The organism is Psychrobacter sp. AOP7-B1-25 (assembly GCF_052376195.1).
Lineage (GTDB): Bacteria > Pseudomonadota > Gammaproteobacteria > Pseudomonadales > Moraxellaceae > Psychrobacter.
The window spans coordinates 1-22,955 of the sequence record NZ_JBQSVK010000021.1 but is presented as its reverse complement, the minus strand read 5'-3'; the positions used below and the strand labels follow the sequence as shown (position 1 = coordinate 22,955).

At 43.7% G+C, this 22,955-nt stretch carries 19 protein-coding genes; 11 read left to right on the top strand and 8 right to left on the bottom strand.

The window, feature by feature from the left end:
- The first annotated feature begins 171 nt into the window (after nucleotides 1-171).
- The 4 genes from ACT3QR_RS12705 to ACT3QR_RS12690 all read left to right on the top strand — a co-directional run bounded on the left by ACT3QR_RS12705 (nucleotide 172) and on the right by ACT3QR_RS12690 (nucleotide 4,576).
- Entirely contained in the window at nucleotides 172-747 is a 576-nt protein-coding gene (locus tag ACT3QR_RS12705; RefSeq protein WP_444521694.1) for a hypothetical protein, read from the top strand.
- Nucleotides 748-888: 141 nt separating this feature from the next.
- Nucleotides 889-2,157: a putative DNA modification/repair radical SAM protein gene (locus tag ACT3QR_RS12700; RefSeq protein ID WP_444521693.1), complete on the top strand. Its 1,269-nt coding sequence runs from the start codon at nucleotides 889-891 to the stop codon at nucleotides 2,155-2,157.
- A 75-nt stretch (nucleotides 2,158-2,232) separates the two neighbouring features.
- Nucleotides 2,233-3,105, top strand: a complete 873-nt coding sequence (locus ACT3QR_RS12695; protein WP_444521692.1) for a TIGR03915 family putative DNA repair protein — start codon at nucleotides 2,233-2,235, stop codon at nucleotides 3,103-3,105.
- A 151-nt stretch (nucleotides 3,106-3,256) separates the two neighbouring features.
- Nucleotides 3,257-4,576, top strand: coding sequence for a glycosyltransferase (locus tag ACT3QR_RS12690; protein WP_444521691.1), 1,320 nt, complete (start codon nucleotides 3,257-3,259; stop codon nucleotides 4,574-4,576).
- 81 nt (nucleotides 4,577-4,657) lie between these two features.
- On the opposite strand, the gene ACT3QR_RS12685 is transcribed toward ACT3QR_RS12690, so the two are convergent.
- The gene (locus ACT3QR_RS12685) at nucleotides 4,658-5,341 is read right to left on the bottom strand and encodes a cupin domain-containing protein (RefSeq protein ID WP_444521690.1); all 684 of its coding nucleotides are present in this window, start codon (nucleotides 5,339-5,341) and stop codon (nucleotides 4,658-4,660) included.
- Nucleotides 5,319-6,056, bottom strand: a complete 738-nt coding sequence (locus tag ACT3QR_RS12680; protein ID WP_444521689.1) for a gamma-glutamyl-gamma-aminobutyrate hydrolase family protein — start codon at nucleotides 6,054-6,056, stop codon at nucleotides 5,319-5,321. Before ACT3QR_RS12680 ends, ACT3QR_RS12685 begins: the two co-directional genes overlap by 23 nt.
- Nucleotides 6,057-6,412: 356 nt before the next feature.
- Between ACT3QR_RS12680 and ACT3QR_RS12675 the strand changes: the two genes are divergently transcribed.
- From ACT3QR_RS12675 to ACT3QR_RS12650, 6 genes are all read left to right on the top strand, one after another.
- Nucleotides 6,413-7,759 carry a glutamine synthetase family protein gene (locus ACT3QR_RS12675; protein ID WP_444521688.1) on the top strand — a complete coding sequence of 449 codons (1,347 nt, stop codon included), beginning with the start codon at nucleotides 6,413-6,415 and terminating at the stop codon, nucleotides 7,757-7,759.
- A gap of 1 nt (nucleotide 7,760) precedes the next feature.
- Nucleotides 7,761-9,092, top strand: a complete 1,332-nt coding sequence (locus ACT3QR_RS12670; RefSeq protein WP_444521687.1) for an NAD(P)/FAD-dependent oxidoreductase — start codon at nucleotides 7,761-7,763, stop codon at nucleotides 9,090-9,092.
- Between the two features lie 198 nt (nucleotides 9,093-9,290).
- Complete coding sequence (locus tag ACT3QR_RS12665) at nucleotides 9,291-10,784, top strand: Na+/H+ antiporter NhaC family protein (RefSeq protein ID WP_444521686.1); 1,494 nt, start codon at nucleotides 9,291-9,293, stop codon at nucleotides 10,782-10,784.
- A gap of 136 nt (nucleotides 10,785-10,920) precedes the next feature.
- On the top strand, nucleotides 10,921-11,790 hold the full coding sequence (gene aguB / locus ACT3QR_RS12660; protein ID WP_444521685.1) for an N-carbamoylputrescine amidase: 870 nt from the start codon (nucleotides 10,921-10,923) through the stop codon (nucleotides 11,788-11,790).
- Between the two features lie 61 nt (nucleotides 11,791-11,851).
- The gene (gene aguA / locus ACT3QR_RS12655; RefSeq protein ID WP_444521684.1) at nucleotides 11,852-12,967 is read left to right on the top strand and encodes an agmatine deiminase; all 1,116 of its coding nucleotides are present in this window, start codon (nucleotides 11,852-11,854) and stop codon (nucleotides 12,965-12,967) included.
- 84 nt (nucleotides 12,968-13,051) lie between these two features.
- On the top strand, nucleotides 13,052-14,425 hold the full coding sequence (locus ACT3QR_RS12650) for an NAD-dependent succinate-semialdehyde dehydrogenase (protein WP_444521683.1): 1,374 nt from the start codon (nucleotides 13,052-13,054) through the stop codon (nucleotides 14,423-14,425).
- 78 nt (nucleotides 14,426-14,503) lie between these two features.
- On the opposite strand, the gene ACT3QR_RS12645 is transcribed toward ACT3QR_RS12650, so the two are convergent.
- From ACT3QR_RS12645 to ACT3QR_RS12630, 4 genes are all read right to left on the bottom strand, one after another.
- The gene (locus ACT3QR_RS12645; protein WP_444521682.1) at nucleotides 14,504-15,946 is read right to left on the bottom strand and encodes an APC family permease; all 1,443 of its coding nucleotides are present in this window, start codon (nucleotides 15,944-15,946) and stop codon (nucleotides 14,504-14,506) included.
- A 21-nt stretch (nucleotides 15,947-15,967) separates the two neighbouring features.
- Complete coding sequence (locus tag ACT3QR_RS12640; RefSeq protein ID WP_444521681.1) at nucleotides 15,968-16,186, bottom strand: hypothetical protein; 219 nt, start codon at nucleotides 16,184-16,186, stop codon at nucleotides 15,968-15,970.
- An 87-nt stretch (nucleotides 16,187-16,273) separates the two neighbouring features.
- Entirely contained in the window at nucleotides 16,274-17,548 is a 1,275-nt protein-coding gene (gene gabT / locus ACT3QR_RS12635) for a 4-aminobutyrate--2-oxoglutarate transaminase (protein WP_444521680.1), read from the bottom strand.
- Nucleotides 17,549-17,689: 141 nt separating this feature from the next.
- The gene (locus ACT3QR_RS12630) at nucleotides 17,690-19,153 is read right to left on the bottom strand and encodes an NAD-dependent succinate-semialdehyde dehydrogenase (protein WP_444521679.1); all 1,464 of its coding nucleotides are present in this window, start codon (nucleotides 19,151-19,153) and stop codon (nucleotides 17,690-17,692) included.
- 220 nt (nucleotides 19,154-19,373) lie between these two features.
- Between ACT3QR_RS12630 and ACT3QR_RS12625 the strand changes: the two genes are divergently transcribed.
- Nucleotides 19,374-20,135, top strand: coding sequence for an IclR family transcriptional regulator (locus tag ACT3QR_RS12625; protein WP_444521678.1), 762 nt, complete (start codon nucleotides 19,374-19,376; stop codon nucleotides 20,133-20,135).
- 147 nt (nucleotides 20,136-20,282) lie between these two features.
- Here ACT3QR_RS12625 and ACT3QR_RS12620 read toward each other — a convergent pair whose 3' ends face one another.
- Complete coding sequence (locus ACT3QR_RS12620; protein WP_444521710.1) at nucleotides 20,283-21,491, bottom strand: CaiB/BaiF CoA transferase family protein; 1,209 nt, start codon at nucleotides 21,489-21,491, stop codon at nucleotides 20,283-20,285.
- 196 nt (nucleotides 21,492-21,687) lie between these two features.
- A complete protein-coding gene (locus tag ACT3QR_RS12615; protein ID WP_444521677.1) occupies nucleotides 21,688-22,872 on the bottom strand; it encodes an acyl-CoA dehydrogenase in 1,185 nt (394 codons plus the stop codon).
- Nucleotides 22,873-22,955: the final 83 nt, after the last annotated feature.

The window sequence follows — 22,955 nt, the reverse complement described above, 5'->3', positions numbered from 1 at the left end:
TAGTATATGTAAAAGGTTTTGTAGACTAGCTATCTAGTCAGCAAGACCTTTTTTAAAGATAGCTCACTGATTATGATATAAATAAATGCGTGTTGATTTAAAATGCACCTCGTACTGGTATTGGTTAAATCATTTTATTGCGTATGTTTATACCACTAAGGAAGATGAATAATGAGCATCCTATCTATTAGAATACTTTTATTCATCCTTATTCTTATCGGCATATTTATTGTATTTAAAGCAATAAAATTGCTTAAGAATGTATTCAATGGCGTTAAATTATTGATGCTGCCGTACAATGATAATCTAGGCCACTTCACTGTTTCAAAATCAGGCGTCTATGCAATCTGGCACAAAGGCCCTCTTTTCAAAAAAACACCGCTGACCCAGTTTAGACCACATATTCTCAATACCGCTACTGATAAAGAAATTAAGCTTAATCGCTCAATACTGTCTCCGCGCTCAAAAAATTTTGATACTGGAAGAGTTGAACTTTTTACTTTTAAGGCGGAAGCGGGTCATTACGAATTGAAACTGGTACCAGGGTCAAGTACCTCAAGATTTCAAGCAATGATAGGAGGTGCCATACCGTTGGCAGATATTGATTTAAACCACTACTCTATTGAGATTCAAAAAAGCCAAGCACAGATACTCACGATACTATCCATTCCTCTCTTATTGCTTGGTATTACAAGTATTATTGGCGGATTGGTGGTTGGATTATTAGCTGAAAAAATCTTTATATAACTTCAAATCATATCCAAAGATACAAACTCTTGTGACGACAACCGTTGTCGCATATCGTTTAAACTTCGCCTATAAATACAATGACTTAGCGATAATTTTGGTAAAATAACCCTTCATCAATTAATTGGTAAAACGCGACTTATGGCAAACATCAATTATGAAAGATTACAGGGCAAACTCAATATTCTGGCTGATGCTGCCAAGTATGATGTCTCTTGCTCATCCTCCGCTGGTACTCGCAAAAACCAAGGCGGCGGATTAGGCGATGCTTCAGCGACAGGTATCTGTCACAGCTATACCGAAGATGGCCGATGTGTCAGCCTGTTAAAGATTCTTTTGACCAACCACTGCATTTACGACTGTGCTTATTGCACCTCACGTAAAAGCAATGAAACGCCGCGTGCCGCGTTTAGTGTCGAAGAAGTCGTCGATTTAACCATGCAGTTTTATCGTCGCAACTATATTGAAGGGCTATTCCTCAGCTCTGGTATCTTTAAAAGTGGCGACTATACCATGGAGCGACTGGTCGAAGTCGCCAAACTCTTGCGTACGCGCGAGCGATTCAATGGTTATATCCATCTAAAGACCATACCAGGTGCATCAAAAGAGCTGCTGCTAGAAGCAGGACTGTATGCGGATCGTTTGAGCGTCAATATCGAGATTCCGACTAAATCAGGATTGGCTTTGCTTGCACCAGAAAAGTCACATGATCAATTAAAAGCACCGATGGAAACGGTAAAAGAAGAAATTATCACTATTCGTGAAAGCCGTAAAACCCATAAAAAAGCGCCTAAGTTCACGCCAGCAGGTCAGACTAGCCAAATGATCGTTGGTGCCAGTAACGAGACTGACTTGCAGGTGATTCAGCTATCGAGTCACTTCTACAAAACGTATGATCTCAAGCGTGTTTACTACTCAGGTTATGTACCGATGCTTTCCGATAATCGTCTGCCAGCGATTGGCACACCTGTACCGATGGTGCGAGAGAACCGTCTGTATCAGGCAGATTGGTTAATGCGCTTTTATGGTTTTGGCGCGCATGAGATTGTAGAGCCAGAGTCGCCGTTTTTAGATTTAGACTGTGATCCAAAGCTTGCTTGGGCGATACGCCATCGTGAGCATTTCCCTGTCAATATTCAGACAGCGACTTATGAGATGATCGTGCGTATCCCAGGTATCGGTACAAAAACCGCCAAAAAAATCGTCAAAGCACGTAAATTCAATCAATTGACGCTATACCATCTCAAAAAGATGGGCGCTGCGGTCAACCGTGCCAAATACTTCATCGCAACCACTGGCAAAAACGAACACCTTGCTCATTTAACGCGCGATAATTTCCGTCAGTATGTATTGGCTCAAACGCAGACTAAGTTTAACGATCAGCGTAGCGGGCAGTTGGCTTTATTTTAGAGTTGCTCTAGGTAATGTACGTTAAATAAATCGCTATCTCGCTACTGTAGTTATGCTAGAAATATAGGATAAAACATGTCAGCACTTATACAAAACGACTCTTACGCTGTCGGTCAGTTGACGCCTAGCATTGTACTGTATGAGCCTAGCTTTGAAGGTTGGCTGAGTGCGGTGTTTTATGTCTATGCCAACCGCCTACAAAACGATATATCACTGAAGCTAACCGCTCAAGATTGCTATAGGCCCTCACTCATTGCTCAAGCAACCAACGTAGCAACTGATGAAGACAAAGCCGAGCGCGTCCTCACAAAACTGAATAAGCTACTAGGACGCTCAGGTATGCGAAATATCTTATGGGGATTTTTATCAGAGAAAGAGGATATTGGTACGACGTTATTCCGCGTGGTCAAATACGCTATCGACTACCCTGGCCGCCATATAATGCAAGATCTTGGTAATTTAGATGTTCTCGAACTAGTACAAACAGTCAAATCTGTTGGCCGTGAAAAACATCGCATGGAAGCGTTTGTACGGTTTGAGCATACCACTGACGATATTTATTTTGCACGTGTAGAGCCTGATTTTAATGTACTGCCACTGATCGGAGAGCACTTTCGTCAGCGTTATCAAGATCAGCATTGGGCAATCTATGATATCAGTCGCGGATTTGGTATCTATTATGATAAAAGTAATAGTACGTCGTCACGACCAGCAAAGCTGCAAACCATCACCGATCTCGATGATGCAGTCTTGCGCAATCCTGCCAGCATCCATAGCGAGAACGAACAACGTTATCAGAAATTTTGGCAAGGGTACTTTACCAACGTCAATATCAAAGAGCGCAAAAACCCTAAGCTACATAAGCAATACTTGCCGCAGCGCTACTGGAAGTACTTGAGTGAAAAGCAAATGCTGCCCAATGCTGATCATTTACAAAAAAAGCGTTAGTGGTTTTTAGTATTCGTTAATCCATATATTATATTTATATATTCTAAAACCCTGCCTATCTGACCTCATCTTTTTATCTTGGTGGTTGAGTTTTAGTCGCTTTTCACTGACAATAGCAAATTGATATTACTAACTGGTGACCAACGCTATTATGAAAGTTATGCGCTTACTGTCGTCTCTAAAGCATGATGAATCCGAGCGCGGCATTTTTCATCTTGGGCGGGCATTGGTCAAAAATGAGCATACTTCTATTATTGTCTCGAGTGCCGATGAAGACAATGATTTGGTTAGACGTCTCAAGCGTGATGGCAATATATACCATCAACTGCATGTGAATAAAAAGTCTTGGCTAGCATTGCTACAAGTTTCTGCACTGCGACATTTGATAGAAAAGCACGAACCTGATGTCATCCATATACACTCGCGTACACCTGCATGGATACTGCATTTGGCACTGCGCCGAGCACGCATCAAACGGTTTCCCAAACTGGTCTCGACCATGTATGGTTTTTATCCTATTAATAAGTACTCTCAAGCCTTGCTCAACGTTGATACGATAATCACTGTATCTGATAGTGTCACTCAATATCTAAGAAAAGGACTACGCATCGAGGACCTAGAGGACCTAGAGGACGTAGACCCTAAAGTCATCACGCGTATCTATCGCGGCATCGATACTCGGCGCTACCCTTACCGTCATAATCCTTCCGTCTATTGGTTACGTCATACCTTTGCTGAATACCCTGAGCTTGAGCACAAAAAATGGCTAGTATTTCCAACCGTCATCGGTAATGAGTATGGACAAGAATGGCTCATTGATATCTTGGGCAATCTGCAGGAACAGTTCCCCAATATTCATGTCATTATTATGGATGAAGACTATAAAGATGGTGATGTCGCTCATGAAGACTTTCGCCAACGTACCAACAGCTTGGGACTTGCTGAACGCATCACTTATGTAGGTAGCAAACGTAATGATATGCGGGAATGGCTATCGGCGGCCAATATTGTCATGGCACTGGCCAATGAGCCAGAGTCAATCGGTATCAACGCCCTACAAGCCATACATCTAGGTACGCCTGTCATTGGTTGGGATCAAGCAGCCTTTAGCGAGATTTTGCAACCGCTCTACCCACAAGGACTGGTCAAAAAGTACAATGCCAATGCGCTTTGTAAAGCAGTTAGAAATCAGCTGGAGAGTGTGACTCGCCCTGAAATGACCAATAAATTTACCATGCGAGAGATGATTGATAAGACACTTGAGGTATATGAAGGTTTACACAAGACAGCACTAGCAGAAGAACAAGCGGAGGCAGATGCAATCGCAGTGCGAAGAATTAAAAAAAGCCTCAAAAAAGCGGCCAAACCCGCCCTGAATGTTGCGGTCAAAAATATTGAACCTGTTGCTAAAAATCCTAAAATAAAACTGACGAAAGAAAAACCGAGAAAAGCAGATACTACGACAGACTAAACGTAAAAAAGGCTACCTTCATCGCTGAAAGTAGCCTTTTAAATATTGAATGTTAATGAGTACTCAAACTAATAAGCCAGTTTAGTAAGTCGCTGGAGTATGCGCGCTGATAATGCGAGTAATGGCATTAGTTGGGTTAATAAAAGTATGAGGCAGACAGGTTTTAATCACGTAGCTATCGCCTTCATTTAACAGGTAAGTAGTATCATCAATACGAATGATAATCTTGCCTTCGATCACGGTACCTATCTCCTCACCTTCATGAGAAATCCTATCTTCAGTCGAACTATTCGGCTGGTAAACCTCTATCAAAAACCCTAAGTTTTTAATCGGACTACCATTAAATACTTGTTTGATAGAGACTCGACTGTTTGGCTCACTAATTTCTACCAGATCTTTTGGTGTAACAACGACTCTGTCTTTACGTTCTTTCCACTCGTCACTAAAAAAGGTGTTTAGGTCAGAATCGAGCACTTCCAATATTGCTTTTAGCGTATTGACGGCAGGGCTAACCTTATTACGCTCGATAGCACTGATGGAAGTATTGGTCAATCCTGCTAATCTCGCCAATTTACGCTGCGAGAAACCTTTGGTAAGACGCAATTGGTTGATTTTTTTACCAATATCTTCTTCAGGCTTTTCTAACTCTTGAGTATTTTCAAGCATATCCTGCTCTTCAGTAGAACACGCTTCTTCATCGTTGATGTCATCATCGATACTGGTATTAGTATCGACGTTGTTATCAGGATTTTGTTTGACTGGCATAATGAATAAATTCCGTAAATAAAAATTTGGAAAAACCATCTTTGGCATAATTTAGTTCAGGATGCCATTGTACACCAATCATAAACGGATGTTTTGCTAAGCTGATTGCCTCTACCAATCCATCACGTGCGACTGCCTCAACAAATAACCCCTCACCCACTTTATTGATTGCTTGCTTATGTAACGAGTTGACATGCCACTCCTCACCAAATGCTGCAAGCTTTCCTTCAGGCTGGATGATGACATCATGTACTGGCTGATATTGTACTTCGAGCGGTTGCGTATTGTCTTCTAGATGCTGCTCATAAAACCCTTCTATCTCACGCCAATCTGGGTGCAGTGTCCCCGCAAAATGCACATTCATCTCTTGTAAGCCACGGCACACTGCTAATAAAGGTGTGCCAGACTTGTCTGAATAATCCAATAGCTTAAAGCTCAGCTCATCACGATTTAAATCTTGCTTTTCTTCTACGTGTGTCGCGCCATAACGTGTCGGCGCAACATTGCTATAACTGCCTGTCAATAATATACCATCTACTAGCGATATTAATGTTTCAAAGTTTGCGTCATCAGCAGCGGTGTAAGGTAGCAATATTGGGTTCCCACCATAGTGTTGTATGGCATCGATATATTTTTGATATACCGCTTGTGCTGGTTGGCCATCAACCATTTTATGGCATGACACGATAGCGATGATTGGCTTAGTAGTAGACATATTCTTTCCCTAGATATGGTATCCGAACCTATATGTCCAGATGGTGTAAGTATTTACTTAACCAAAATTTATCACAATACCTCATCAAATGTAAACTATAAACTTCACTAACAACTCTTTAAGGTATTATGAGTTATATAAATTACTTTTAGATAAATAAAAATAAATATTGACAACTATAAACTTCATACATATATTAAAAGACATATTTATGACACAAAACAATTTTTATACATTGTGCACATTAACAGATAGCTTTCTGAAATTCGCTAAGCACTGAATACTAAGTATTTAATATTGTTAGTTAAATTATAAAAGCCAACCAAAATCGTTTGAAACTGACAGGGATAGAAGAGATGACAACGAATAGTGAAACTATAAGTACGGCAACAAACAATACCGAATATGTTTATATTGCGGCGGGTGATATCAACGGGTTACTTCGCGGTAAACGCATCCCATATAATCAAATGGGAAAAGCACAAAATGGCGATATTCGATTACCACTATCTATTTTAGGTGTCGATATCTGGGGTGCTGATGTTATTGAATCTTCCCAGTGTAATGGTGACATCGATGCCATTGCTCGCCCTACTGGTCGTGCTGCTTCTCCGCTTCTAAATACCAGTGCACCATCATCTCTGCTACCTGTGTGGCTCTATACCGAAGACAATGAGCCTTACTACGGTGATGCTCGCCACGTTCTGAACTTCATTAGCAACAAATTCAAAGCGCTTGGTTTGACACCTGTCATGGCAACCGAGCTTGAGTTTTATTTGGTTGACTATACTGAGGGAGAGACACCCAAGCCACCTATCCGTCCTAAGAGCGGCCTGAGACTGAACAAAACCTCTATTCTTAGTATCAATGATTTATTACAATTTGATGAGTTTTTAGACGAAGTCTACGCTCAGTGTGAGAAACTCGATATTCCTGTTGATGCAGCATTGGCAGAAAACGGCTGTGGTCAGTTTGAGATCAACTTATTGCATGTCGATGATCCACTAAAAGCCGCTGACGATGCGATACTATTCAAACAAGTGGTCAAAGCGGTCGCTGCTCGTCGCAAGCTCACCGCCACTTTTATGGCCAAACCGTTTGGTCTACAGTCTGGTAATGGCTTTCATGTACATTGCAGCTTGCTAGATAAAGACGGCAATAATATCTTTGACGATGGTTCAGATGAAGGCTCGGATATGCTACGTCATGCCGTCGCTGGCCTACTGAAGACTATGTCAGACTGCACATTACTGTTTGCACCACACGTCAACTCTTATCGCCGCTTTGCACCAGGTACACTAGCACCAAATAATGTGTCATGGGGTTATGAAAACCGTACAGCAGCCGTACGTATTCCAGGTGGAGATTCAAGAGCACGCCGTATCGAACACCGCGTTTCAGGTGCTGATGCCAACCCTTATTTAGTCTGTAGTGCAGTACTAGCAGGCATGCTGTATGGTATCGAAAACAAACTAGAAGCCCCAGATCCAATCAATAGTATTACTTATAATGATGAAGACCTTAAAACCTTGCCATTAGATTGGTTGTCAGCCATTCGTCAATTTGAAAACAGCGACGTCATTGATGCACTATTCCCAAGCGAGATGATTGAACTTCTGATTGCCGTTAAAAAGCAAGAAGCCATGCGCTTTGCTCAGCAAGTCACCAATCTTGAATACCTCACCTATTTACAGGATGTCTAATATGTCAAATAGCAAGCCGTCTAACAATACGCGCAATATTCCACACTACTCAGACAATGGGCAATATCCTGATAGCTATTATGCTGCCAGTCGCAATCCTAAACCAGATAGACCAAAGCTAGAAGATGACATTCATGTTGAGATTTGCGTGGTCGGTGGTGGCTATAGCGGCTTATCAACGGCACTGCACCTCATGGAGACAGATCACGAAGTGGTCGTACTTGAAGGCGCACAGATCGGTTGGGGTGCATCAGGTCGCAATGGTGGTCAGATTGTCAATGGTCTAAATGCCAGCTTGGAAAAAATCAAAAGCTCTTATGGTCAAGAAAATGCTGATTTTGTCGGTCAGCTTGTGACTCGCGGTGGTAAAATCATTCGCCGATTGATCAAAGACTACGATATCAGCTGTGATCTGAAAGAAAAAAATATCTTTGCCGCCTTAAACAACGGGCAGTTAAGAGACCTACAAAAAACGCATGCACTGTGGGAAAGCCATGGTATGCACGACCGTGAAATGCTCGACAAATACGGCATGCAAGAGCACATTAAATCAGATGCGTATGTGGGCGGCGTTATCGATCATTCAGGTGGACACTTTCATCCACTAAACCTTGCGCTTGGTGAAGCAGCTGCCATAGAATCACGTGGCGGTACTATTTACGAAAACACCTTAGTCGTTGATGTTGAATATGCTGATGACCATATCAAGGTCATTACTGAGTTTGGTACGGTCACTTGTAAACAAGCCGTTATGTGCGGTAATGCGTACTTAAACAAAGTCATTCCTAAACTGACTGATCGAGTTATGCCAGTATCAACGCAAATTATCGCCACCGAACCATTGGGTGATTTGGCCGATCAGCTGCTCCCTACTGATGTTTGTGTTGAAGATGTCCGCTATATCCTTGACTACTATCGTCTGTCAGCAGACAAGCGCATGTTGTTTGGCGGCGGTACGGTCTACGGCGGTCAAGATCCCTCTGATATCACTGCCAAAATCAGACCCAACATGAATAAGATTTTCCCAGAGCTGCGTGATGTAAAAATTGACTATGCATGGAGCGGTAATTTTGCGCTGTCTTTTTCACGTGTGCCGCAGATGGGTAAACTACATGATCGAGTATATTTCGCCCATGGGTACAGTGGTCACGGTGTGACAGGCTCGCATCTGTTTGGACAGATACTGGCCGATGCCATCAATGGCAACACAAAAGAGTTTGATACATTTACGAAAATTCCTTGGATTCCTTTCCCTGGTGGTCGCGCACTACGAGTGCCCTACTCTATGATGGGGTCATGGTGGTACGCGCTAAAGGACAAGACTGGCATGTAAATATAGGACTAACCTTGCATAAAAGCGGACGATATACTCAACGCTTTTCTCATAAAAACTACTGTTGCACTGACCTATCACAGTAATGGATTGCTGTGATAGGAAGCTTGATAGAAAGTTGTTTCGCTACTCTCTATCGAGCATCAACCACAAAATAGAGTTTGTTTTAAAAAATTATGTTCTATAGGGAGTGTAAACATGAACATGAAACTCAATGATGCTGTCGAAGGGCACTATCATAATAAGCGAGTCTTTCTCACCGTAGTAGTAGCCGCTGTTATTTATCTAGCCTTTGCTTGGCTTTCTATGAGTCGCGGCCCAGATGAATCTTGGGGTGCTTTGTCCTTATTACCCACCTTATTAGTATTAGTCACCGCTATCATCTCTAGGCGTCCTTTTGAATCTATGATCGCAGGCTGCGTCGCTGGCCTCGTTATGCTCAACCCATTCGATTTAGTTTCCCCTTTCGCAGATAATATCTCAGCTGTACTCGGTAACGAAACCATTATTTGGATCGTACTCGTTTGTGGTCTCATGGGTGGTCTTATCCAGCTCCTTGAAATCAGTGGATGCCTAAATGGTTTTAGTGAATGGCTACAAAAAATTATCAAATCGCGTCGTCAGTCGTTATTGGCTACTTTTGCGTTGGGCGTTGTGGTCTTTATTGATGATTACTTGAACTGCTTAGCGGTATCTACTTCCGTTAAAAAGCTCACTGACGTCTATAATGTCTCTCGCGAAAAACTTGCCTATATCGTCGATTCAACCGCCGCTCCTATGTGCATCATCGTGCCTATCTCGACTTGGGCAGTTTACTTTGCAGGTCTACTAGAAGAAAACGGCGTAGCGGCAGATGGCGGCGGTATCGGACTTTATATCAGCGCTATTCCTTACATGGCCTATGCGTGGTTTGCGCTACTCATCGTATTTTTAGTAGCTTACGGTATCCTAGGCGACTGGGGACCAATGAAACGCGCTGAGAAACGCGCCAAAGCTGGCAACCCTGTTCCAGAGGCTTTCGTTGATGAGCAGTTAGTTTCAAATGTTAAAGCCAAACGCACGTTATCGTTCAAAGCCAATATCGCTAATTTTGCTTTTCCAATGATTCTGTTGATTGTCTCGACCATCTACTTTGAAGTTGACCTGTTACGCGGTGCACTATTAACCTGTTTTGTGACGGTTGTTATCTATTGGATGCAAGGTATCTTAAGCTTTGAGACACAAATGGAGTCTATCTTTAAAGGCTTTAAAGTCATGCTCTATCCTCTCTCGACCGTTATTGGTGGTTTCTTTTTGAAAGCCATTAACGACGAGCTTGGTATGACGATGTATGTCATTGACGCTATCTCACCGCACATGACGGTCATTATCTTCCCTGCGATTATTTTCGCTGTGATGGCTTTCTTAACTTTTGCGACCGCATCAAGCTGGGGTCTGTACGTGTTGGCGATGCCGATTGTATTCCCAATATCACTCGCCCTTGGCGTGAGCACACCACTTATGATTGGCGCCTTGTTATCGGCTTCATCGTTCGGTAGTCATGCGTGCTTCTTTAGTGACTCATCGTTACTTGCTGCGCAAGGTGCTGGCTGCTCTCCTATGCAGCATGCCTTTACCCAATTCCCTTATGCATTGTTAGGAGCAGTACTAACTGTCTTCACTTTCTTAGGATTGGGTTATATGATGGCTTAAGCGTATAAACTTGTCTAAAATTAGCTTAACTATGGTTAAGCTATACACTAACGAATGATGAGAAATTGTTCGTTAGAAAATACAAATCACCATTTACCTATAGTGTTACCTATCGATCAATAAAAGGATTTAAATCATGCGAAACGTTACTGTGGCAACCACTCAGATGACATGCGGTTGGGATATCCAGCAAAACATTGCAACCGCGACTGACTTAGTAAAAAAAGCGGCCAATGATGGTGCCAATATTATTTTGCTACAAGAGTTGTTTGAGACGCCTTACTTTTGCCAAGTTCATGATTTTGACTATTTCAAACTGGCGACCTCAGTTGAAGATAATGCCGCTATCAATCACTTTAAAAAACTGGCAAAAGAGTTAGAAGTGGTATTACCCATTAGTTTCTATGAAAAATCAGGTAATACCTTTTTTAATAGCATCACTGTCATCGATGCCGATGGTGAGATATTGGGCACTTATCGCAAAACGCATATCCCAGATGGCATTCCTTATGCCGAAAAATTCTACTTTACCCCTGGCGATACAGGGTTCAAAGTTTGGCAGACCAAGTACGCTAAGATTGGCGTGGGTATCTGCTGGGATCAGTGGTTCCCTGAATGCGCTCGTAGCATGGCATTGATGGGTGCCGAGTTGCTGTTTTATCCGACTGCTATTGGCGATGAGCCAACGCTTGGCATCGATTCAAAAGGTCATTGGCAGCGCTGTATGCAAGGCCATTCTGCAGCCAACCTGATGCCAGTTATTGCCGCCAATCGCATTGGCACTGAAACTATCAGTCAAAATGGTAATGACAGCACGATGCAGTTCTATGGTAGCTCGTTCATTACCGACGGTCGCGGGGAGATTGTAAAGGAAGCGTCAGCAGATACGAGTGAAGTGATGAGTATGACCTTTGACTTAGATCAACTGGCTATCGAACGTCAGGAATGGGGTGTGTTCCGTGATCGTCGTCCATCAATGTATGGCACGTTGCTCACTCACGGTTAACTCGTTTCTTTAGTTTACTCTCATTATTTTTATAGTCGCTCGTGTACGATAAGGTGATTTTATGTCTATATTACTGACAGACTCAACCCCGCAGCAAGATGATTTTTATATGCCAGCAGAGTTTGAGCCAATACAAAAAGTCTGGATGGTCTGGCCATACCGTGCTGATAACTGGCGACAACAAGCTGTCCCTGCAAAAAAAGCTTATGCTGATGTAGCGTTGGCGATTAACAAGTTTTGTGAAGTTGGCGTGCTGGTCAATCCTGACGACTATCAGCAGTGCCGCGATAGCTTACCTGATGATATCGACGTTATCTCTATGCCAAGCAACGATGCGTGGGCGCGTGATACCGTTCCGACGTTCTTAATCAATGACGCAGGCGAGCTACGTGCTTGTGATTGGACATTCAATGCATGGGGCGGAGACTATGATGGCCTCTACTCGCCATGGGATGACGATGATAAGCTCGCAGAACGACTGTGCGAGCAGCTAGATATTCCGCGTTATCGAACGGATAACTTCGTTATGGAAGGCGGCGCGTTTCATGTCGATGGTGAAGGCACGGTTCTGACCACGCGTATGTGTCTGCTAAGTCCGGGGCGCAATCCACATCTGAACGAGCAGCAGATTGAGGACAAATTAAAAGCTTATCTCAACGTTCAAAAAGTGCTCTGGGTTGATGATGGTATTGACCCTGATGAAACTACAGGTCACATTGACGATATCGCCTGCTTTGCACGCCCGGGTGAAGTGGTTTGCTTGTTCACTGATGATCCTGAAAATCCGTTTTATGAAGCAACGCAACAAGCCTATAAGCAGCTCTCAAATATGACCGATGCAAAAGGCAGACATCTAAAAGTTCATAAGCTTTGCTGCACCCAGCAGCCAGTAACCTTGCCTAACGATTACGACATTGTCCAATCTGATGATGCCAAACCACGTCTGACAGGTGATGTCTGTATTGCCTCATATGCCAATTTTTTGATTTGTAATGACGCGGTCATCGTGCCGCAATATGATGATATAAATGATGCACTCGCCATCGAACAGCTTGAAAAAGTCTTTCCTCAACATCAGGTAGTGGGAGTACGAACAAGAGAGATTGTATTTGGTGGCGGTAATATTCACTGTATTACGCAGCAGCAACCAAAACCATCAGTCAAAAGTAATAACTAAAATTATTAAGTAAAAATGCCCGTATAAAAAGATAGACCAAAATGGACGATAAACTCAATAATATTTTAAAATAAAGGACACAACATGAGCGACTATCAGGTTAATAACCCAGCCACTGGCGAAGTAGAAGCCACTTACCCTACTGCCACTGAACAAGATATCCAACAGGTCATTGAGCAAGCCGACAGCGCGTATCAAGACTGGCGTCACGTCTCATTAGATGAGCGCAGTGCACTACTGCATAAAATCGCTGATATCTATCTTGAGCGTCAAGATGAGCTATCACGTATCGTGGCTAATGAGATGGGCAAACCCGTTGCACAGGCAAAAGGTGAAATCGGTCTGGTTGCTGATATTTTTCGCTACTATGCAGACAACGCTGAGCAACTGCTAGCACCTAGCACTATTGACGTCGATAGCGGATCAGCATCGGTAGAAAAGCATCCTGTAGGCGCGCTTTTAGGTATTATGCCGTGGAACTATCCACATTACCAAGTAGCCCGTTTTGTCGCGCCAAACTTTATGGCGGGTAACACGATTATCTTAAAACACGCACCGCAGTGTCCAAACACCGCAGAAATTATTGTCGATATCTTTAAAGATGCTGGCGTACCTGAAGGTGTCTATAACAATATCTTTGCGACCAACGAGCAATCAGCGACCATCATCAACGACGCTCGCGTACAGGGTGTCTCATTAACAGGTTCTGAACGTGCTGGTCAAGCAGTTGCCAAAGAAGCTGGTGGCGCACTCAAAAAAGTCGTTCTAGAATTGGGTGGTTCAGATGCCTTTATCGTTGCAGCTGATGCCGATATCGAGCAAGCGATACAAGGCGCTATCTCTGGTCGTTTCGGTAATACTGGACAAGCTTGTAACGCAGCCAAGCGTTTGATCGTTATCGAATCTGTCTATGATAAATTCGTTGAAGGCTTTACCAATGCAGTCAGTAACATGACTTTGGCTGACCCGCTTAAAGAAGATACGTTCATTGGCCCAATGTCGTCAAAAGCTGCTGCGGTCAATTTGCAATCACAGCTAGACAGCGCTATCCAAGCAGGAGCGACGGTATTGGTAGAAGGTGGCATGGAGAAAGACAAGCCTGGCGCTTGGTTTAAGCCTGCGGTACTGACAGATGTGACTGAATCAATGGACGTATATCGTGAGGAGCTGTTTGGTCCTGTAGCAGTCGTCTACAAAGCAAATGACATCGAACATGCTATCAAGATCGCCAACGATGTGCCTTTTGGTCTAGGTGCGTCTATCCAAACGCAAGATGCAGCACTGGCTGCTGAAATTGCTGACAAATTAGAAGTGGGCATGGTTACTATTAACGCGCCTTCTGGTTCTGAGGCTAATACGCCATTTGGCGGTGTTAAACGTTCAGGTTTTGGCCGTGAACTTGGCACCCTTGGTATCACCGAGTTCTTAAACTATAAGCTTATTCGTGATAAGTCTTAATAGATTAAACTTAGTTGAATGAAAAAAAGCCTAACGTTTGACGTTAGGCTTTTTTATGGGACGATAATTAAAGTAAGTTTACTTTTTATATGAATTTTCTTTTAACCATTGCTGATTAGCCGTTTTTAGCTCGCGCAGCTCATGGTCCATAATATCTTTACTTTTGCCAGGATGCTTCATCGTAGCATAACCGTATAACACCCCACCAAGTACGATCCAGCCAAGGAAAATCCACCACTCAATCGGGACGAGTGCTGATGGCATACCTGGTAAATAAAGCGTGAGCATACCAATACTTAAGATAATGGTGATAGCACCCACCAATTTACCTGCTGGTACTCTAAATGGGCGTACCATATCAGGCTCACGGTAGCGCAGTACTAGGAATGACATAGCCACACAGGTATAGGCAATAACGATACCGAACCCACCAGCATCTACAATCCATACCAGCATTTTACGACCAAACAATGGTGCAAGTGTCGCTAGACCACCGATCAATAAAATCGCATTGACGGGTGTGTTGTATTTCGGATGCAGCTTGCACAAAAACTGTGGCAACATATGCGTTTTACCCATAGCATATAGCAGACGACTACCACCGATAAGAAACGCATTCCAACTTGATAGAATCCCGAGCACACCACCAATAACCAGCAACGTACCAGCCCATTTACCATTCCAAGCGTTGGTCATCGCATCAGCCGTTGCCAATGTCGAATCTTGCGCTTGTAATAGCGGTAAAGTCTTACCCACACTCCAAGCGACAGCAACATACCATAGCACGGCAATGATGATAGAGACGATCAAAAACTTGCCGATGTTCGGGCGAGATAGATTGATCTCTTCTGCCGCTTGAGGAATGACGTCGAAGCCAACGAACAAGAACGGTACCATCACCATCACAGTCATAATGCCGCCCATACCGCCAATAAAGTTAGGCGCTTGTACAGAGTTAGAGGTTTCAGGACTAAATAGTAATGCACCCACGAACAGTAATACACCAACAAGAAAAATGCCGACTACTGCTGTTTTTTGGAACCAGGCACTGACTTCCATACCGCGTATGTTCAGCCAGGTGACAATCACTGAGCCGAGCATCCCGACGCCTACCCAAGTGGCATAAACATCCCAACCAGCAATATTCCAAAGATACCCTTGGCTATAATTAGGAATGATATATTCGACGACGGTGGGCAGCGCTACTGCCTCAAAAGCGACGACTGAGAAATAACCAAACAAAATACTCCACGAGCAAATAAAGGAGATATTAACCCCTAGCGCTCGATGGGTATAAGTATGCTCACCACCAGTGATTGGCATAGAGGCTGCAAGTTCAGCATACGTCACACCAATCAAAACAACTACCAGACCGCCGACCAAAAAGGCGCTAATTGCGCCCCATATACCTGCTGAGATAATCCAACTACCCGCCAGTACCACCCAGCCCCAACCAACCATAGCACCGAATGCCAGTGCAATTATATCGAACACCCCTAGCGACTTTTTTAATTCAGACATAACCTACTCCTTGTCTGTGTTTCATCCGTGTAAACCTTTTACAGTTACACTATTTTTGTTAAATGGGATAATACCCATCATATTTGTTGTATCTGTCGCGTCGCCGTAAAACTTGGATTTGCCATCGGCATAGTACTCAAACAGCAAAAACAAAAACGGCGTCTTGACTTGCAAGGCGCCGTTAAAAAGCTCACTCAAAGTGAGTGTCATAAGAAGAGCAACCTTGCCGTTATTTTTCATACAATCTTTTAACCAATATCGGTACTTGAAATAGCTGTACTTGGTTAAAAGCGGTCCATCGCTAAAATAAATGACACTCAATACTTTTTATGCAGTTAGAATACCTTTGATGATATCAAGGCCTTCTTGTAGCACTTCATCTTCAACTGTCAATGGCACCATCACACGGATCGCATTGCCATACATGCCACAAGACGCTAATAACAAACCTTGCTCAAAAGATTTTTGTTTAAGGTTAGCAGTGGCAGCAGCATCTGGCTTGCCTTCGCTATCCACTAAATCAAATGCTAGCATGGCACCTTTATAGCGAACGTTGCCAATGCTACTTAGGTTTAAGCCTTTTAAGAATTCGGCAATGGTATCGCCAATCACGACACTACGTTCGAGCAAATTCTCTTCTTCGATAACTTCTATTACAGCCAATGCTGCGGCTAACGCAATCGGACTACCAGAATACGTACCACCCAAACCACCTACTTGCGGCGCGTCCATAATATCAGCGCGACCAACCACTGCTGATACAGGGTAACCACCAGCCAAACTCTTAGCTGTGGTCATTAAGTCTGGCTCAACACCCAACTGCTCGCCTGCAAACAAAGTACCCGTTCTGGCAAAACCACATTGGACTTCGTCAAAAATCAATACAATACCGTGCTCATCACAAATTTCACGTAATGCTTTAGCAAATGATGGCGTGACTTGATGGAAGCCACCTTCGCCTTGAATAGGCTCAATAATCATTGCCGCTACTTCACTTGGGTCAATATCTGCCTGAAAAATCATATCAAGGCTATGTAGTGCTTGTGCTTCTGTGATGTTCAACTCTTCAGCAGGGAACAATGCGTGGAATACAGGACCAGGCATTGGGCCAAAGTTCTTTTTGTACGGTAATACTTTACCAGTCAAGCTCATGCACATTAGCGTGCGACCATGCCAGCCACCAACAAAAGAGATAACGCCTGGACGACCAGTTTTGGCACGGGCGATTTTGATCGTGTTCTCGACCGCTTCAGCACCAGTGGTCAAAAATAGCGCTTTGGTTGGACCGCTAATAGGTGCTTTTTCACACAGTTTTTCTGCAAGATCAACATAGCTTTCATAGCTAACAATTTGCGCAGCAGTGTGCGTAAATTTGTCAACTTGCTCATGTACACGTTGAGTGATTTTTGGATGACTATGACCCGTATTTAATACCGAGATACCACCGATAAAATCAATATAACGCTTGCCTTCAACATCCCAAATCTCTGAGTTTTTTGCTTTTTCTGCAAAGATAGGAAAGGCAACCCCAAGTCCTGTTGGTAAAACAGCTTTACGACGGGCAAGTAATGCTTCGTTAGTGGTTTGGGTGTTCGTAGTCATCAGAATGTCCTTTTTTAATGTGGTGTTGGTTGTATTAAATTCATTACTATCGGTATTGCTGTGATTGGTACTCGTATCACTAGTACCATCACAGTGGCTAGCTACTATTAAAATGTGCCTTGTACGTTAGCTATTGTTATATTAGCTGACGTCAGAACACCAATATTTGGTCGTAATATAGTCTTCGATGCCATATTTTGAGCCTTCACGGCCAAATCCAGACTGCTTCACACCGCCAAATGGCGCAACTTCTGTAGAAATCAAACCAGTGTTGTGTCCAATGATGCCGTACTCTAAGCCTTCAGTCACACGCCATGAACGAGCATAATCACCACTATAGAAGTAAGCGGCCAAGCCATAGATAGTATCGTTAGCAGCACGAATAACTTCCGCTTCGTCTTTGAAGGTAAAGATGGTCGCAATTGGTCCAAAAATTTCTTCAGAAGCGATGTCCATATCACTGCTAATATCTGTGATAACCGTTGGGTTATAAGTCAATTCTGAAGCGTCATTGACACTACCGCCAGTGACCAGTTTCGCCCCTTTATCTAGTGCGTCTTTTAATAAGGCTTGGACTTTATCTAACGCTTTTTGGTTGATAAGAGGACCGATATCTACGCCTTCTTCTAAACCGTTACCAACTGTTAATTCAGCGACTTTTTTGACAAAAACCTCTAAGAATTTATCTTTAATACTGTCTTGAACGTATACGCGGTTGGCGCAAACACAAGTCTGACCAGCATTACGATATTTAGAAGCAATTAAGCCAGTAGCAGCTTTTTCTAAATCCGCATCATCAAAGACGATAAATGGCGCGTTGCCACCTAGCTCTAACGACAGCTTCTTGATAGTCGGTGCACATTGTGCCATCAACGTACGGCCTACTTCTGTAGAGCCTGTGAATGATAATTTATGAATGCGTGCATCACCCGTTAAGATGTCACCGATGGTTGATGATTTGCCAGTCACAACCTGAATGACGCCAGCTGGGATGCCCGCTTGCTCTGCCAATACACCAAGTGCCAATGCAGAATATGGCGTTTCGGTAGCAGGTTTGACGATAATCGTACAGCCTGCTGCTAGTGCAGGAGCAACTTTACGCGTGATCATTGCAGCTGGGAAGTTCCAAGGCGTGATAGCTGCACAAACACCAACTGGCTGCTTAAGAACAACGTGACGTAGCTGTGCGCTATTAGCTGGAATCACATCGCCGTAGACACGCTTGCCTTCTTCGGCAAACCAGCGAATAAAGCTATTGGCATAACCCACTTCACCACGTGATTCAGTAAGCGGTTTGCCTTGCTCAGCGGTCATAATAATGGCCAAGTCTTCTTTATTGGCATCGATCAGATCAGCCCATTTTTGCAATAACTCTGCACGCTCTTTGGCTGTTTTTGCTGCCCACTCTGTTTGGACGTCATGAGCATAAGCAACTGCTTCGTTGACATCTTCTGTCGTGAGGCTTGGTACAGTACCAATAAGGTCGCCATTAAAAGGATTATTTACATCAAGCACAGCGTCATCACTAGCAGCATGCCAGCCGTCTTTAATGAAGCAAGATTGTTTGAGTAAATCTGGATTTGATAACTGCAGCGCGTGTGACATGGTGACGCTCCTTGTCATATAGGATGTGTTTATAAGAATGTATACAATGGTCAGTCGTAAATAATTATTGATAATTTATTTTTTGTTCAATATACTGAACACGCATTCTATATACGAGACATCATTATAAGAACGATATGACGTGATTTGCAACCCTTAATCGCATTATTTTGAAAATTATCTTGTACTTTTTTCTTTTATTTCACTTTATAGGTTATTTATGAGTTCGACTGCCGTGCCTGCGCTAGACAAAACGTTTCAAATTTTGGACTTGATTACCGATAGCTTACAGCCTTTGACTGCGGCTCATATCGCAAAAGAGCTTGGGCTACCGCGTAGCTCAACTCACAATATTTTGCAAAGCCTACTTGCCAAGCATGTCATTTATAAGGACTCTGAAAGCCGCTTTTATTTGGGTTCCTATTTGATGTATTGGGCAGGCAAGTACGAGCAGCAGCAAGGCGTTGTACAGTTGTTTAAAGATTTGATTGTGCAGTATCCAGTACTGCTTCAGCACACCGTAACTTTATCGAAGCTTGATTTGGGAGAAGTAGTATTTTTGGCTTGTCATGAGTCGCCTGAGCCGCTTGGTTTTACTTTTCGTGCAGGCGTTCGCGTACCTGCGGTATTTTCTGCGACGGGTAAAGCCATGCTATCGACATTATCGATGGATAGTGTCAAATCATTGTATCAAGACACGTTTCCGACACCTATGACCCAGAATGGTGTCAGTAACTTTACCGATTTGGCTACCGAGCTTGCAGCGATACAAGAAAGCCGCGTGTCTCTCGATGATGGACAGTTGCGCGATGGGATGTACTGCTTAGGCACCCATATCCGTAACGCCTCAGGCAATGCGGTCGCTGGTATGGCAGTGAGTTTTTTGCAAGGAGAGTATGAATCCAAGCGGGCTGAGGTCAGTGCTGTATTGATTGAATTGGCCGAGCAAATTGAACAGCATTTAGGCTTTACGGCGAACTGATAGAAAATGGGTCATAGGGCTTTCTGCTGCATTCTGCGACCCATTTTAACTGCTTTTTATGTTGTTATTACTGAAGCTTTTGAGCTATCAGTTATCTTGATTACTTATAACACTTATTGCTGTAAATAGGCGGCTGTCAAAGTGCTTTCAAACAATTCCATCGGCTTTTAGCTTAGCAATCATCTTACTGTCATAACCCAAATCAGCAAGTGTGCTGTCAGTATGTTCACTCAACTGCGGTGGCGGTGTACGGTAGCTGACAGGTGATGCGGACAATTTGATAGGATTTCCGAGTGCGCGTACTGGACTACCTTGCTCAGTGAAATTTACAATCATGTTGCGGGCTTGTGCTTGCGGCATGGCTAAGGCTTCCGCCACATTATGAATCGCGCCACATGGGATACCTGCTTGATCCAACACTTCTAGCCAATAGGTGCGAGACTGCTTGGCAAATTGTTTAGTTAGCTCGCCACATAGCAGTTCACGATTGGCAACGCGTTGTGGATTGGTCGAAAAACGCTCATCAGTATGCCAATCAACTGCGAGCACGTCACACAGTTTGGCGAACTGACTGTCATTGCCACAGGCTAAGATAAAGTGCTGCTCACCTTCACCAGCAAATACTTGATACGGCACAATATTAGGGTGCTGATTGCCCAATCTTGGCGGTATCTTATCGGATGCTAGATGATTCATACCGACATTGGCCAGCATGGAAAGCGCACTATCGAGCAATGCCACATCGACGTGTTGTCCAACACCAGTATGTTGACGCGCGAGCAGTGCCGCCTGAATACCAATCGTCAGTTGCAAACCTGCAAATAGATCGACGACTGCCACGCCAACTTTGTGCGGCTCGCCATCACTAGGGCCTGTGATACTCATCAGCCCCGATAAACCTTGGATAATATAATCATAACCAGGCCGCTTGGCATCGGGACCTGTTTGACCAAAACCTGTCAATGATGCATAAATCAGCCGCGGATTGTCTTGCTTTAGACTGTCGTAATCTAGACCGTATTTTTTCAGTCCGCCAACCTTAAAGTTTTCAACCAAAATATCACTCTCAGCGATTAGCTGCTTGATAATAGTTTGTCCTGTTAGCGTAGTGATATCTACCGTCAGTGATTTTTTATTGCGGTTAATGGTCGCGTAATAGGCGGATGTGTCGTCGCTAAACTTTGGCGGCGCCCAATGCCGCGTTTCATCGCCAATATGCGGACGCTCTATTTTAATGACTTCGGCACCGAGATCAGCCAATACTTGTGTACAAGAAGGCCCTGCTAGCACTCTCGACAAATCAAGCACCTTGATACCATGCAATGCACCCTCTGGCATATTAGCCGTATCAGTCATATCTGTCATGAGATTTCCTTACTCTGTCGCGTATTTTTAATCATAAAATTGTTATTCATCATTTAACGGTTAAATAGTTAGATGATGAATAACAACTGAAAAACGTACGCTACTGTTCATGCTCTTTTAATAAAAAGCCAAGCAGCCACGTACGTCACCGAATACAGTTGTACCAAACACTATTAGCTAAAAACGCTTAAAAGAACGCTTGAATACCTGTTTGTGCACGACCTAGGATAAGCGCATGGATATCATGTGTACCCTCATAAGTATTGACCGCTTCCAAGTTCATCACGTGACGGATGATATGGAACTCATCAGAGATACCATTACCACCATGCATATCACGAGCGATACGAGCGATATCAAGCGCTTTACCGCAGTTATTACGCTTAATAAGTGAGATCATCTCAGGTGCAGCGTTGTCCTCATCCATCAGACGACCCACACGTAGCGCTGCTTGCAAACCTAAGCTGATTTCTGTTTGCATATTAGCTAGTTTTAACTGTACGAGCTGCGTTGCGGCGAGCGGACGACCAAACTGCTTACGGTCTAGCGTGTATTGACGAGCCGCTTTCCAGCAGAATTCAGCCGCGCCCATACTGCCCCAAGCGATACCATAGCGAGCTTTGTTCAAGCAGCCAAATGGTCCTTTTAGACCACGAATATCTGGAAAAGCGTTGGCTTCAGGAACGAATACTTTATCCATGACGATCTCACCCGTGACTGAGGCACGTAATGAGAATTTGCCTTCGATTTTTGGTGCAGATAATCCTTCCATGCCTTTGTCTAACACAAAACCACGAATCTCACCCGCATCATCTTTTGCCCATACTACAAACACGTCGGCGATAGGACTGTTGGTAATCCACATTTTATTACCAGTCAGCTCGTAACCGCCATCGACTGTGCGCGCACGTGTCGACATTGATGAAGGGTCAGACCCTGAATCTGGCTCAGTCAGACCGAAGCAGCCGACGTACTCACCTGTCGCAAGCTTTGGCAAATACTTCTCTCTCTGCTCTTCAGTACCGTACGCCCAAATAGGATGCATCACGAGGCTTGACTGCACACTCATCGCTGAACGGTAGCCCGAATCAACGGCTTCTACTTCTTTTGCAATCAGACCATAAGCAACACTAGATAGACCAGCACAGCCATAACCTTCAATCGTGACACCTAGCAGACCCATTTCACCCATTTGACGCATGATATTGCGATCGAAGTTTTCATTGCGGTTGGCTTCGATAATGCCAGGCATCAGCTCTTTTTGAAAAAACTGACGCGCGCTGTCTGTGACCATGCGCTCTTCTTCCGTGAGTTGGTCACGTAATAAGAAAGGATCTTCCCAATCAAAGCGTGGGCTGGTAGATGTTGCCATGTGGATCTCCTTGGTATCAGTCTTCCTGACTGACGAATAGTGATTGATACATCATTCGGCCTAACAAGTCATTGACTTTGTTG